The organism is bacterium (assembly GCA_021159335.1).
Lineage (GTDB): Bacteria > UBP14 > UBA6098 > B30-G16 > B30-G16 > JAGGRZ01.
Genome location: JAGGRZ010000015.1, coordinates 19150 through 33506 on the forward strand (window position 1 = coordinate 19150; position 14357 = coordinate 33506).

At 42.5% G+C, this 14357-nt stretch carries 13 protein-coding genes and 1 tRNA gene; 8 read left to right on the top strand and 6 right to left on the bottom strand.

Annotated features, from left to right (window positions below):
- The first annotated feature begins 16 nt into the window (after positions 1–16).
- From rfbD to tgt, 3 genes are read left to right on the top strand one after another with little or no spacing between them, the layout of a single operon-like run.
- The gene (gene rfbD, locus J7J62_01090; protein MCD6123754.1) at positions 17–877 is read left to right on the top strand and encodes a dTDP-4-dehydrorhamnose reductase; all 861 of its coding nucleotides are present in this window, start codon (positions 17–19) and stop codon (positions 875–877) included.
- Positions 874–2034 carry a glycosyltransferase family 4 protein gene (locus J7J62_01095; GenBank protein MCD6123755.1) on the top strand — a complete coding sequence of 387 codons (1161 nt, stop codon included), beginning with the start codon at positions 874–876 and terminating at the stop codon, positions 2032–2034. The genes rfbD and J7J62_01095 overlap by 4 nt, the downstream gene beginning before the upstream one ends.
- Positions 2031–3179 (top strand): tRNA guanosine(34) transglycosylase Tgt, encoded by a 1149-nt coding sequence (tgt, locus tag J7J62_01100; protein ID MCD6123756.1) that lies wholly within the window; start codon positions 2031–2033, stop codon positions 3177–3179. The genes J7J62_01095 and tgt overlap by 4 nt, the downstream gene beginning before the upstream one ends.
- 15 nt (positions 3180–3194) lie before the next feature.
- Here tgt and J7J62_01105 read toward each other — a convergent pair whose 3' ends face one another.
- From J7J62_01105 to J7J62_01115, 3 genes are read right to left on the bottom strand one after another with little or no spacing between them, the layout of a single operon-like run.
- Positions 3195–3602, bottom strand: a complete 408-nt coding sequence (locus J7J62_01105) for a hypothetical protein (protein MCD6123757.1) — start codon at positions 3600–3602, stop codon at positions 3195–3197.
- Positions 3603–3646: 44 nt separating this feature from the next.
- On the bottom strand, positions 3647–4282 hold the full coding sequence (locus tag J7J62_01110) for a hypothetical protein (protein ID MCD6123758.1): 636 nt from the start codon (positions 4280–4282) through the stop codon (positions 3647–3649).
- A 13-nt stretch (positions 4283–4295) separates the two neighbouring features.
- Positions 4296–5201, bottom strand: a complete 906-nt coding sequence (locus J7J62_01115; protein MCD6123759.1) for a hypothetical protein — start codon at positions 5199–5201, stop codon at positions 4296–4298.
- 190 nt (positions 5202–5391) lie between these two features.
- Between J7J62_01115 and purL the strand changes: the two genes are divergently transcribed.
- Together purL and J7J62_01125 are read left to right on the top strand one after the other, a co-directional pair.
- Complete coding sequence (gene purL, locus J7J62_01120) at positions 5392–7605, top strand: phosphoribosylformylglycinamidine synthase subunit PurL (GenBank protein ID MCD6123760.1); 2214 nt, start codon at positions 5392–5394, stop codon at positions 7603–7605.
- 42 nt (positions 7606–7647) lie between these two features.
- Positions 7648–8220, top strand: coding sequence for an HNH endonuclease (locus J7J62_01125; protein ID MCD6123761.1), 573 nt, complete (start codon positions 7648–7650; stop codon positions 8218–8220).
- Positions 8221–8229: 9 nt separating this feature from the next.
- Here J7J62_01125 and J7J62_01130 read toward each other — a convergent pair.
- Positions 8230–8304: transfer RNA gene (locus J7J62_01130), tRNA-Asp, on the bottom strand.
- Between the two features lie 127 nt (positions 8305–8431).
- Between J7J62_01130 and J7J62_01135 the strand changes: the two genes are divergently transcribed.
- The 3 genes from J7J62_01135 to J7J62_01145 are packed head-to-tail and all read left to right on the top strand — an operon-like array spanning position 8432 to position 10907.
- Positions 8432–8977 (top strand): HDIG domain-containing protein, encoded by a 546-nt coding sequence (locus J7J62_01135; protein MCD6123762.1) that lies wholly within the window; start codon positions 8432–8434, stop codon positions 8975–8977.
- Positions 8974–9393, top strand: coding sequence for a tRNA (adenosine(37)-N6)-threonylcarbamoyltransferase complex ATPase subunit type 1 TsaE (gene tsaE, locus J7J62_01140; protein ID MCD6123763.1), 420 nt, complete (start codon positions 8974–8976; stop codon positions 9391–9393). Before J7J62_01135 ends, tsaE begins: the two co-directional genes overlap by 4 nt.
- The gene (locus tag J7J62_01145; GenBank protein MCD6123764.1) at positions 9390–10907 is read left to right on the top strand and encodes an Rne/Rng family ribonuclease; all 1518 of its coding nucleotides are present in this window, start codon (positions 9390–9392) and stop codon (positions 10905–10907) included. The genes tsaE and J7J62_01145 overlap by 4 nt, the downstream gene beginning before the upstream one ends.
- 11 nt (positions 10908–10918) lie before the next feature.
- Here the strand turns inward: J7J62_01145 and J7J62_01150 are convergent, their stop codons facing one another.
- Both J7J62_01150 and sppA read right to left on the bottom strand, forming a co-directional pair.
- Positions 10919–11950: an aspartate-semialdehyde dehydrogenase gene (locus J7J62_01150; GenBank protein ID MCD6123765.1), complete on the bottom strand. Its 1032-nt coding sequence runs from the start codon at positions 11948–11950 to the stop codon at positions 10919–10921.
- Positions 11947–14160, bottom strand: coding sequence for a signal peptide peptidase SppA (gene sppA / locus J7J62_01155; protein MCD6123766.1), 2214 nt, complete (start codon positions 14158–14160; stop codon positions 11947–11949). The genes J7J62_01150 and sppA overlap by 4 nt, the downstream gene beginning before the upstream one ends.
- Between the last annotated feature and the right edge of the window lie 197 nt (positions 14161–14357).

The window sequence follows — 14357 nt, forward strand, 5'->3', positions numbered from 1 at the left end:
CCTTACCAAATTTACTATGAGAGTAAAAATTCTCATAACGGGCGGGAATGGCATGCTCGGCGCCGATGTGGTGCCAATACTTTCGGAAAAATTCGAAACCGTTGTGCCAACAAGGTCTGAACTCGATGTCACAAATAGAGAAAATGTAATCGAAACTATTAGAAATGGTGGATTCGACTGGGTTATACATCTTGCCGCGCTGACCGACCTTGACTGGTGCGAAGACCATGTAGAGGAAACGATTAGCGTTAATGCCTTAGGCACAAAAAATATAGTCGATGCTTGCGAAATGGCAGGCTGCAGAATCGCTTACATATCAACGAGTGGCGTCTTTTCAGGCAACAAACGGACCCATTACACAGAGGACGATATGCCTGCACCAATAAATATTTACGCTCTTAGCAAGTATCTTGGCGAGCTTGCAGTCTCGGCAAAAAATGAAGGTAAATGGCTTATACTAAGGGTTGGCTGGCTTTTCGGCGGTGGTGAGAAGGACAAAAAGTTCGTGGGAAAAATATTCAACCTAATGAAAAAAGCCGATAAAATTGAAGCTGTAGCCAATATCTGGGGGTCACCCAACTACTCGGTTGATGTCGGGGAATTAATAGTAAAATTCATCGAATATAATGCCTATGGATTGTTTCATGTGGCTAATTCGGGCGAACCGGCATCGCGGTTTGACATGGCAGTAGCGATTAAAGAATTTCTCCGCGCGAATGTGGAGATACAACCTGTTGGCGCAGAAAAATTCCCCACCAAGGCAAAACGACCAAGAATGGAAGCCATAAAAAGTATACGATTGGAAGAGCTTGGGATAAAACCGAGACACTGGAAAGACGCGCTCGGAGACTACATAAAAAGGCTTATGAAGCTGTGAGCAAAAGGCTAAACATAGCCATAATAGGAATCCGTGGCATACCAGCACGATACGGCGGATTCGAGGTTACTGCTGAAAATGTGGCGTTAAAGCTTGTTCAGCGGGGGCACAGTGTAACGGCATATTGCCGCGGACGAGCAAAAGGAAAACCAAACGAATACCACGGAATAAAACTTAAATACCTCCCATCATTGGAATTACCCCATCTTTCAACACCGAGTCACACATTTATTAGCGCCATAAGTATTATCGGGAAAAAGTTCGATGTTATATTCGGCTTTAATGTCGGCAACGCGCTCATATTCTGGCTTCTTAAGCTATTTGGCAAGAAAACTGTTCTTTTTGTTGACGGTCTCGATTGGAAGCGGGAGAAATACGGTCCTTTCGGGCGGTGGTTTCTGAAGCGAAGCGAGGCTATAGCGATTCACGCTGCTAAACACATAGTCGTGGATGCTATCCCTGCCCAGAAGCATTACGCGGAAAAGTACGGTTATCATGCGCATTACATCCCCTCAGGAGCCAATGTTGTGGAAAGCGTACCGAGGACGGGAATACTGGAAAGGCTCGGACTAACGCCAAAAAAATACGCATTATCAGTAGGCAGGCTAACCCCTGAAAAGAGACAACACCTTATCGCAAAGGCGTTCAAAAGAGTGAAAACAGATTACAAAATGGTTATAGTGGGCGGGAATAAATACAACCCTCAATATGTAAGAAAAGTCTTTGATGAAGCCAAGGATGACGACAGGATAATTTGCACTGGTCCTCTGTACGGTGCTGATGTGGATGAGCTTTATTTTAACGCAGCGGTGTTCGTAAACGCATCAAAGGTGGAGGGAACATCTATTTCGCTTTTGCAAGCTATGGGCAGCGGATGTGCACTTTTGGTAAGCGATATTCCCGAAAATGTTTCAGCTACTATGGGAGCTGCACTGATATTCGACCACGAGGACCTTAACGACTTCGTGGAAAAGTTCCAGGAGATTCTCAGCAACGAAAATTTAATGCAGAGCTTATCGCAGAAAGCCAGAGATGTGATACGAAACCATTACTCGTGGGATGTGACGGCTGACAAATTTGAGAAACTACTTCTCGATGCAGCAGGAGTAGAAAAACTCGAGGAATCAATCGAATCCACTATGGCGGAGACATCATGATAGAATTCGAGGTTATAGCAGTTGACTCAGAAACAAAAGCCCGCGCAGGAGTTATAAGAACCCCTCATGGAGATGTTCCTACTCCCGTTTTCATGCCTGTAGGAACACAGGGCACGGTTAAAACAATGCCGTGGCGCGACCTTATAGATTTTGGCGTGCGGATAATACTTTCCAACACATATCACCTTTATCTTCGCCCGGGTCACGAGCTTATCGCTCGTCTCGGAGGTCTCCATGAATTCATTGGCTGGAAGCGAGCGATACTCACCGATAGTGGTGGCTTTCAAGTTTTTTCTATGGCAGAGCTTACGAAAATTAGCGATGAGGGAGTGCGATTCCAATCGATTTACAATGGTGGTTATCACTTTTTCACGCCTGAGAAAGCTGTGGAAGTTCAATTCGCGCTAAGACCGGACATAATGATGTCATTTGACCAATGCACCAGTTATCCGATAAATTTTGACGATGCCAAAAAGGCAGTTGAACGAACGAGTCGCTGGGCAAAAAGAGGTTACGAACATTGGCGGCGACTTATCGATAACGATAAAAACCCCGAAACAGCACCTTCACTTTTCGGAATAATTCAGGGCAGCGTTTATCCGGAACTAAGAAAAATGTCTGCCGAGGACATTCTTGCGATAGATTTCGACGGCTACGCTATAGGTGGGCTTTCAGTGGGTGAGCCCAAACACGAAATGTTCGAAATGGTTAGTATCCTCGAACCCATGATGCCCAAAGATAAACCTCGTTACCTCATGGGTGTGGGGAAACCCGAGGACATAATACAAGCGGTAGCTATGGGTATGGATATGTTCGACTGCGTGATACCGACCCGGAACGCAAGGAACGGTTCAGTTTATACATGGGCAGGTAAGATGTCGCTTAAAGCATCTTACTACATGGATGACCCCCGCCCTATCGACCCCAATTGTCAGTGCTACACATGTAGGAATTACTCGCGAGCGTACATAAGACACCTTTTTTCGGCTGGTGAACTTCTCGCGCCATATCTCGCCACCCATCATTCGCTGTATTTTTTCTCGGAATTCATGCGCGAGATAAGACAGGCAATAATAGAAAACCGATTTGGTGAATTTATGAAAGATTTTCTCTCAAGCTTCGACCCTGAAGCGGCGCCGAGGTGAGGAAGGTTTACAAAATTACAGTCCCCTTTTCTTCACGCGCTTTTTGCTCGTCTTTCCCGATTTTTTACTCTTGGATGTAGGATAAGTCTTGGCCTTCCTGATGGACTTCTTCCTCTCCCCTTCTCCAGACTTTATCAATTTTTTGCTTTGAAGCCTATCGTCAATTCCGTTGCTATCGTTGTCAATGAAATAGTCAAAAATTCCCTTTATTTCTTCTTCAAGTTCCGCTTTTGATTCAGGGCTCGAGATTATTTCCTTGATTATTGCCCTAAATACCCCGCTTGACTTCTTAATAGTGCTATGGGTTGATTTTACTTTCGCCCTGCTTTTCAGGCTGTCCTCACCGGCTGACCGCAACCTCTGAGAAAACAACGGCGTTGTTAATATGAGGGCAACTATCGCTATGTTCAAAACTTTTCTCATCATCTTAATGTTCAGCAGTTTTATTGCCGTGTCAATACATTTGTTTAAATTCGTCGTCGCGATGTCGGTTTGGACCGTCTTGTTTTCGGCTTGGTTCCATGATATTTTCGAACTTTCATTCTTTTGTGCGGTGTTCGATAAGTTTTTGTGGTTACAGTTTCTCTCCGCAATACTGTTGTTCCAGACGAATTCGCTCGCGCCCGCGTTGTTCTATAGGTCATAGTTGTGGTTCGTGACCTTGTAACGGTCTCATGATGCGATGTCGTTCGATATGTAGTTACTTCGCCAAGCCCGTGCCTCCGAACCAGTTCCCGTGCCATGTCGGTGTATGTATATCGATGCGGCAATCTCACGGCTCTGCGCCAGTAATAACGATGACCAATGTAAACTCGCTCGCAACCAATGCAGGGGTAGCGGTAATATACATAACGATACCAACCGCACGGGCTGAAATAAATCCTTACTATCCTTCGGCAACATGGTGGCCAATAATCGTATGGAAGGTATATAATCTCCTCGCAGCAGCAACAATCGAAATAATCGTCACAATCCCAGATATCTATCCTCAATCCAAACGAAATTCGTATGTTATCCCAACAACAGCAACACTGCGCATTAGCTTTGTCGGCGAACGAAATCGCCAAAACAAGGATAAGCGTGGCGTATAATATCTTTTTCATCTTAAATCACCTCCTAATTAAATGAAAGGTTCTCTTGCTTATACTCTTTTCCAAAGACTTTAACTTTATGCTCGCGAAAGATTTTGGGTAAAGCGACTTTGTCTTTATTTCCATCGGGGGTCGAAAGCTCAGGATTACCTCTATCCGTTTGATATGCCCAGTCGAAAACCACATAGTCCCCGCAAAGACATTTTATCCTTATGTGAGCAAAGTGATTGTCTCTCGTCCACACAAGGTATGAATATCCTTCATAGATATTAACCTTAGCACCGCTTATCCAGCCATCCTCTGGTGCCCAATCAACATCTGTTAAATCATCCGTCGGTCCGTAAATTAGAATGTCGGTGTTTTCATCGCAGGCTTGAATGTAATAGCTTTCATCGTAGTCATCATAACCAAAGAAAATGTCAGCGCATGGGCAGTCATACGGCACCACAGACTCGGCGGAAAAGTCATATCCAGCATCATCAGGAAATTCTTCGACAATATATGCGCGATAGCTATGCCCTTCTGGTCGCGGTGTATCAAACACAAGTTCGTCGGAGAGTTCACTTTCGTTACCCCATTCATCAAAGGCGGAGATAGCATAGTAATATGTGTGTCCATTAACTACATCGTAATCTACATAATTTGCTGAGCGGGTTTCGGCGATTAAGTAGTAATAGCCATGTTCTGTCCGTGAGCGCCAAACACGATAACCAGCGAGGTCACAGGCACGAACGGGGTCCCAGTAAATATATATTTTACCATCGCCAGTTACAGAATGAACATTCTGAGGGACTGGTGGCGCCCAATAGTCCTCATAATCGTAATCATCACATGGTGGCGGGCAATACCATCGCGGAACATCACACCCAACCGCAAAAACAAGTATAACACTTAAAAGCATCAAAAACTTTATTTTGTTCGAGTGTTTCATTTTATCACCTCCGCTTAATACTAAACAGTTAGTGTGCCAATTTTGTATTCCTTTGGCATTCAATAATTTAACAATCCGAGGATTTGGTTTTACATCTTTCTTTGCACAAAAATTGTGCATGCCAAGAACTCTTTTCAATGTTGCTTGGGCGACATTATCGATTATTTTAGGCTAATTGAGAATTGAACTTATGCGGGACGACTCAATGCGAGAGCTGGCAAAGAAACTTGGGCTTACCGACGAAGAATACGATAGGATAGTTAAGATTCTTGGCCGAGAACCGAACTACACAGAAGTAGGAATATTCTCCGTCATGTGGTCAGAGCATTGTTGCTACAAAAGTTCACTGATCCACCTTCGGCGTTTCCCCAAGGAAGGTGAGAGAGTTTTAGCTGAACCAGGTAAGGAAAACGCGGGAGTGTTAAAACTCAACGACGAGTGGGCAGTAGCATTCAAAGTTGAAAGCCACAACCATCCCTCTGCCATAGAACCATTCCAGGGAGCCGCTACAGGAGTTGGCGGTATTCTTCGCGACATATTCTGTATGGGAGCGTATCCTATAGCGAGTTTTGATTCACTACGGTTTGGCGAGCTTAGCGACCCAATCGCAAAACACCTTTTCGACGGAGTGGTAAGAGGTATCGCTTTTTACGGCAACTGTTTTGGCGTGCCCACTGTGGGTGGTGAAATATATTTTGACGATTGTTACCTCGGTAATCCACTGGTTAATGTTATGGCAGTAGGAATTGTAAGGATAAAGAACTTAGTATCAGCAAGAGCATCGGGACCGGGCAATCCAGTCGTGTATATCGGTTCGTCAACTGGTCGCGACGGAATTCATGGTGCATCTTTCGCCTCCGTTGAGCTAACCGAAAAATCCGAGGAAGACAGACCGGCAGTTCAAATAGGCGACCCATTCACAGAGAAGCTTCTCTTAGAGGCTACACAGGAGCTCGTTGAAAAAGGTCTGGTTCTGGGGATGCAGGACATGGGCGCGGCAGGCTTAACATCGTCGTCGGCGGAAATGGCAGCAAAAGGCGGAGTAGGGATTGAACTCGACCTCGATAAAGTTCCGCTGCGAGAAGAATGCATGACTCCATACGAAATAATGCTTTCCGAATCGCAGGAAAGAATGCTTCTCATAACAGAGAAGAATAAGCTTGATGAGATAAAGAGGATACTTGATAAATGGGGGCTTCATTATTCAGTCGTGGGAAGAGTTATTGAAGAGCCTGTATTACGAGTTTATTGGCGTGGAGAGATTGCGGCGGAAATACCTACATGGGCGCTTCTTGCTGGCGAAGGTGCGCCGATTTACGACCGCCCGCAAAAGAAACCAGATTGGCTCGAAACATTGCAAGCTCAGGACCCAATAGCCGAACTTCCCGAAATCGATGCCGGGGATTTGCTGCCAAAATTGCTTGGTATGCCTACCATTGCGTCCAAAAAGTGGGTTTACCGTCAGTACGACCACCAGGTAGGGATAAGAACGGTAATGCTTCCTGGTGATGGTGATGCAGCAGTAATGCGCATTATGGAGACGGGACAGTTCCTTTCTATAGCCATGGATGGCAATGGAGCCTACAGCTACCTCGACCCATACGCTGGCGGAGCTATAGCAGTTCTTGAAGCAGCAAGGAATGTAGCAGCAACAGGCGCAAAACCCATAGGAATAACCGACTGCCTTAATTTCGGCAACCCAACCAAGCCGGAGGTAATGTATCAATTCGCCAATGCAGTCTCGGGGATTGCTGACGCATGTCGGGAGCTTGGAATACCTGTTACAGGTGGGAATGTTAGCTTTTACAATGAATCGCCAAAAGGAGCAGTATTCCCAACGCCAGTAGTAGGAATGGTCGGCATAATTGAAGACGAAAGCTACATAACCACAATGAACCTTAAGGCACCCAGGCATGTTATCGCGGTTATAGGCAAAACAGATGCAGAAATAGGCGGAAGCCAGTTACAAAAAATCATGTTCGGAAGATATTTCGGAAAGGCACCAAAGCCCAAAATAGCTGAGAACAAAAATGCGATAGAGCTTTTGCTAATGCTAATCCATGAAGGCATAGTTTTGTCAGCTCACGATGTTTCAGATGGAGGAATTGGCGTTGCACTGGCGGAAATGGCAATAAAATCGGACGGTATAGGTATGGAACTAACTATTCCTGAAAATTTGGCTCCAGAAATATTCCTTTTTTCCGAGACTCAAGGGAGATTCATCGTCGAAATTGAAGAGAAAAACATCGGCGCATTACTTAAATTTGCGGAAAAATTCGGAATAAAATGTGAGGTGCTTGGAGCTACTACAGATGAGCCACTACTTAAAATTAATGACTGGGTTTTCGAGGTGGGTAGGCTTCGGGAAATATACGAGGGGACAATCCCGAGCATAATGAGTTAATTTTTAATGACTTAGTTTAGTTATTTAGCATAGGGGGTTGGGATGTCGCTCAAACCACCAAAGTATGTTAAAACAGTTCGTGACCTTATCTACTGGTATTATGCTGAACTTATAGCACGAGCAGCGGGTTTTAAGGACAATTACGGTTTCGTTGTCTCGCGGTGGAAGAAACTTAAATCAGGTCAGATGAAATGGTCGTCAACAATTCGTGATCATCAAAAGGAATGGGAGAAAGGCAAAGTCTGCGTTTACTGTGGCTCGCAAAAGAACCTCACACTTGACCACATTATTCCTGTATCGCGAGCTGGCGTCGACCCGAGGATAAAAGCTCTTCTCGAATCCACCGACAATATTGTCTGGGCGTGTAAGAAGTGCAATTCAAGCAAGCGTGACAAGGATGTATTCGAATGGTACGGCAAAGAAGGCATCGACAAAATACCGAAGCTCGTTCTATCTAAATTCCTGAAGCTCGTTTACAAAATTCACGAAACGCAGGGCACACTTGACCTTGAAGACCCAAACATGGACGGAGTTCTGGACATTTACGACCTCGGAGTCGTAATAACCGACCTACTGCGGAGAATCACGAAAACCAAAAAGCGGCAGAATAGTTAAAATGAAAAACGGGGCCGACCAGATTTGAACTGGCGCTCTCCGGCTTGACAGGCCGGCGTGTTTACCAGGCTACACCACGACCCCGTTATCAAGCTTAATGAATTTATCAAAATGGTATTTTTTGTCAAGGGAAAATGGCATCCACAAATTTTTTGAGCCCTTGCGATTTCCCGAATAAACCTTATTTTTAATCGTGTTCAAGGAGGGAAATATGGAAAGGATTTGGAATGAGATTCCGCAGATTGAGCTTATAGAGAACCAAGAGTTGCGCCAGAAAGTTAAGAAATGCTTTGAGGAAGCACTGAAACGAAGTTCCTTTGACGAGGAACAGGCACTAAATATACCATTCACGCTTTTAATACCCAACTGCCCAGTAACACTACTGCAACACACTGCAACAGTTACTGATATAGCAATAGCATCCGCAAAAGCAATGATTAAGCAATACCCTGAACTAAAGATAAACATGGACTATCTTATTGCGGGCGCCATTCTTCACGATGTAGGAAAACTTCTCGAATATGAATACAAAGGAGGCGAATACAAAAAAAGCGATTTTGGCAAATTTGTTCGTCATCCTATAAGCGGGGCAGCCTTAGCGCTTGAGCTTGGTCTTCCTAAGGAAGTTGCTCACATAATAGCGACACACTCGCACGAAGGCGACCGTGGCTACCGTTCACCTGAAGCTGTTATAGTAAACAAAGCTGACTTCATAGCTTTTGACACTCTTAGAAGTTTTCTTGGATTAACAAAATGAAAATTATAACAAAAAGTGCTTCCGAAACGATAGAACTTGGCAAGAATATAGCAAAACAGCTTGAGTCGGGTGACACAATTCTTTTGTTTGGTGAGCTTGGAAGCGGCAAAACCACAATAATAAAAGGAATATGCGAAGGCTTGGGAATTAAGATGGTTAAAAGTCCGTCATTTGTTATTATCAACATATATAACGGTTTGCATACTATATACCACATTGATTTATACAGAGTTGATAATCTTGATTTAGCCACTGCCTCCGAAATTGCAGAATATATTTTTGATGAGGATGCTATAAAAACCGTAGAATGGGCAGATAGACTTCCTTCAGAGTTAGTTCCGCCTGATTCTAAATATATATATATTGAATTTCTTTCGGAAAACGAACGAAAAATCACATTGAAAGGATTACAATGAACTGGATAGTAGTTAATGTTCAGCTTCACGAGAGAAGGGTTGCGATACTTGAGGATGGGAAATTGGTCGAGCTTCTTCTGGAACGCTCCGACCAGCGACGCATAGTAGGTAATATATATAAAGGTGTGGTCGAAAATATTGTTCCGGGTTTGCAGGCTGCATTCGTCGAAATAGGACTTCCGAAACGAGCATTCCTTCATGTCAGCGACATTTCGCGATTCAACCCGTTTAGTGACTCAGAAACTGAGGAGGGTAACGAAGAATTTGTTCAGCCCACACTAAAGCGAAACGGGACCTTAATTCAGAACATATTGAAACGAGGCCAAGAGATACTGGTTCAGATAGTTCGCGACCCTATAGGCACCAAGGGTCCACGATGCACGACGCAATTAACCCTCGCTGGACGATATATAGTTCTTATACCTGGCGCAAAGCATATAGGTATTTCACGACGCATCAACGACAGAGCCGAACGCGCAAGACTTAGAAGAGCCATTTCTGCGCTCAAACCACGCGACTGTGGAGTTATAGTTCGCACTATTGCCAAAGGCAGATCGGCGGAAGTTCTCAAACAAGACCTTGAGCAACTTATGGCAGCTTGGGAAAAAGTCAAACAGCGAGCTATAGCCATGCCGCCTGGTTCTCTTATATATCGAGATGCGGGGATGATACCAGCACTTATAAGGGATCAATTTTCACCAGATATAGAAAAATTTATTATTGACTCCAAAGATGAATATATAAAAGTTGTCAAATATGTTAAGCAAGTTGCACCCGAACTTGTGGACAGAATAGAATTGTATAAGGGAAAGGAACCTATATTCGACCATTACGGGATTGAGCCGCAGATAGACGCCATGATGAAACGCGAAGTTAGACTTCCCAGTGGAGGACAAATAGTTATAGATCAGACTGAGGCTCTTGTTGCCATTGATGTTAACACGGGAAAATTTGTAGGAAAAAAGCATTACGAGGATACATTGCTTAAAGTTAACCTTGAGGCGGCAGAGGAAATAGCACGCCAACTTCGTCTACGCGATCTTGGTGGATTGATAGTTATAGATTTTATTGACATGGAGAGTCCTGAAAATATATCAAAGGTGGAAAAAGCTTTCAAGCTTGCTATGAAAAGAGATCGAGCGCACAAAAAAATTCTGCCTATGAACGAATTTTGTATGCTTATATTAACACGAGAAAGGGTGCAACAATCGATAATATCAAGACTTACAGAAATATGCCCTACCTGTGAAGGCGTTGGAAGAATATACTCGCCAAGCACCATGGTTGCAAACATTGAACGCTGGCTAATGAGGGCAAAGGGCAAGGTGAGAAAGAAACTTTTGATATTGGTCCATCCATTGGTGGCAGAGGAATTGCTTTCAAATGGTAGACTAAACGACTTTAAGGACCAATATGGATTTTCCCTTACAGTTTTTGCGGACGAAACAGTTGAGCCCAACAAGTATAGAATATTTGATGCTGAAAGTGGTGATGAGGTAACCGAAACGGTATAAAATATATCGAATCAAAACCTTTCTGCGATTATCCCGGCTATTTGGAGAGCATTAGTGGCTGCTCCTTTTCGCAAATTGTCGGCTACTACAAATAAATGATATATATTTGGTTCATCAAGTTCTTGCCGAATTCTTCCTATATAAACTTTTCTCTTTCCACTTATGGCTACTGGAGTAGGATATGGTTCGATAATTTCAATCCCCTCTGAGCGCGATAAAGTATCTTTTACATCCTCCAAACTTGGTTCGGTTCCGAGCTCCACAAATACTGATTCACTGTGGGCATTTATAACTGGCACGCGAACAGCCGTAACATGTATATTCAAATCAGGCATATTAAGAATTTTCCTCGTTTCGTGAATAATTTTATATTCTTCCTTATACAAATCACCTTGGACTACATTGCCTATTTGCGGAACCACATTCGAAAAGTGTGCAGGTGGCACGAAATCAGCATATGGATGCTCTGAAACCAGCTCAACCAGCGACTTATTTTCTATCCAATCCCACATATCTTCCCATTCCTCTATAAAACTTGACAGTGCATCCCTCCCAGCACCCGATATCGCCTGATATGTTGTCACAAATACTCTTTTGATGCCAAACCTCATAAGTGGTGAGAGCGCAACCACAAGCTGAATGGTGGAGCAATTTGGGTTTGCTATAAGCATTGCATCTCCTATATCATCAGCATTCACCTCAGGAACTACAAGAGGAATTCCCGCATCGAGCCTAAATGCCGATGAGTTGTCTATAACCACAACTCCTTTATCAATAAATTTTTTCGCAAATTGTTTTGATACCTCTTCATCAGCACAGAAAAAAGCTATATCCACATTTTCTATATTCTCGCTTTTTAAAGAATTAATGCCAATCCTCTCGCCTCTAAAATTTATGAATTTACCTTCAGACAAACCCGAGGCATAAGGAATTATATCATCAACCTCAAAATTAAAACCACCCTTCTCCAATTCTTTAATTAGTACTTGTCCTACAAGTCCTGTTGCGCCTATCACAGCAATTTTTAAATTTTTTCTTGTCATCTTAATTTTATAATATATGGCATTAAATAGTAAATGTTTTCCTCAAATAACTTTCTGTTTGTTATTTGCGAAGAGATTAAAGACAAATCTTCTACCAATTCATCGTCCAATCCTATATATCGTAAATATTTTATCAATTTCGGCTTCTCATACTGATTGTAAAATTTCAAATTGTACTTTTTATCTATTTCAAGTTTTTTTGCCATGTCTCTTATTGCTACTTGCAAGCCTCCTATCTCGTCAACAAGGCCTATTTCCTTGGCCTTTGCACCGCTATATATTCTTCCTTGCGCCAATTTCTCAAGGGAATCAGGTGTCAATCTGCCACGCCCCCAAAGAACGCGTTCTTTGAATATTCTGTATACTTCTTCGAGATTCTGCCTAAATCTTTCACGCTGGTAAATGTCAAAAGTATCGCTATACGACCAGAAATCAGCGTTTGGTGAAAGATATATGCTGTTAACATTAAGACCTATTTTGTCCAACAATCCACGGATGGAAAATTTTCCGCCTATGACACCTATTGAGCCAGTTAATGTTAATCTGTCAGCGTATATTTTTGATGCGGCAGAAGGTATATAATATCCACCACTGCCGGCTAAGGAACCCATGGATGCCCATACAGGCTTCTTTTCTCTCGCTCGTTTTATAGCTTGCCATATCATTTCTGAAGCGAACGCTGAGCCGCCGGGGGAATTAACTCTCAAAATTATACCCTTTACATTTTTATCATCGGAAGCAGATTTTATAATTTTGCATATTGTCTCATCACCAGCAGATTTTGACAAGAATATGCCACCAGGTCTCGATTTGCCATGAATAATGTCACCATCAATAGTTACAATGGCGATTCTTGCTTTATCCGCCCAACTATACGAAATTGGATTTCTATATTTTAATATATAACTTAATTTTTTAGCTTTTTTCCATCCATATTTTTTTTCAAAATCATCCCAATACATCAATGTATCAACCATTCCAGCCTGCTTTGCTCCTGAGGCTGTTTGGGGCGCATCGTTAATCCATCGCCTAACTAAATCAACGCTTTTACCCCTTCCCTCAGCTACTTTGGACACTATCAGTGTATCAAGCTTTGATAGAAAATCCATTAACTCTTCTCGCATATATTCTGACATAGTGTCCGCCATAAACTGTTCAGCAGCAGTCTTGTATTTTCCGATTTGAACGAAATCCGCTTTCACGCCCAATTTGTCCAAAAGCTTTTTCATATAGATCATTTCAACACCTATCCCAGTGAAATTAACGAATCCCATCGGATTCATGATTAAACTATCAGCTACTGATGCCAAAAACATCGACCCATTCGCCAAACCATCAGTATATAAAATAACTTTTCCACCATTTTGCCTATATTCCCGCAGCAATTCTCTTAGTTCCTCATACTGAGCAAAACTTAATTCTGGTGAATCTAATTTGATAAGTAATCTATCAGGCCTTTTATCGGATAATATAACACTGGTAAGATTATATACAAAATTCGGAAAACTCTTTTTGGTCAAAAACGGTGCCTCATCGTATTTTCCAGAAATGGTTACCTTTAAACTTTTAATGCGCGGTGATAATATACTTTCAAGTGGACGCGAAAATGTCGTAAACGATATTTTTGAATTCTTGTCATTATTACCGCAGGTCATTAATGATAAATGCAAAATATCAAATCTAATACCAAAACCATATGTATTTCCAGTGTTCCAGTTTGCATATAAATATAATCCTTTAATGGGGTTCAAAATTAACCTCATGCTTTTTATATCAAGTTTATCATTATAGTCTAAATCAGTCGAAAAGGTTATTATCTCAGTGGCTGGGCGTAAAGCGAACCCAAATCTTATTTTATCATCCCAATTTCTTGAATAGGAAAATCCAAGAGAAAACCACTTATACGGTCGAGCCAAAAAGCCCAATCTCCATGAATAAGCCTTCCTATTATCCCGGAAAATCCACCTATAATAATATCCAACCCCAAATCTTTTGCTGCCAAAACCAATGCCACTTATTAAGTGTTTAACCTCATCCGAATACCCTCCCCCAAGAAAGTAACCTTTACCGCCAGCATAGATAGAAAATTGATTCTCGCCGGTTTCATGGTTTAGTAAAAGATGAAGATAATTGGCGCCAATAACTCCAGCTACTCCCGGATTAATCGTAAAATCGTTGTAAATTTCAGGAAATGCGACAGAACCGCTCATATCTTGTGAGAAGGCCAACAAGAAAAATGAAGCTAAAACCAAAATGGAAAATATTCGCATTTTTTACCTCCGTTCTCAAACACCTTTACCAATATTAGCTTACCCAAATTTTATGAAATTAACAACATATTTTTGCTCAATGAAAACAAAAAGCCCGAGGCAGAACCTCGGGCCCATGACGAATTTATAACAAAGGG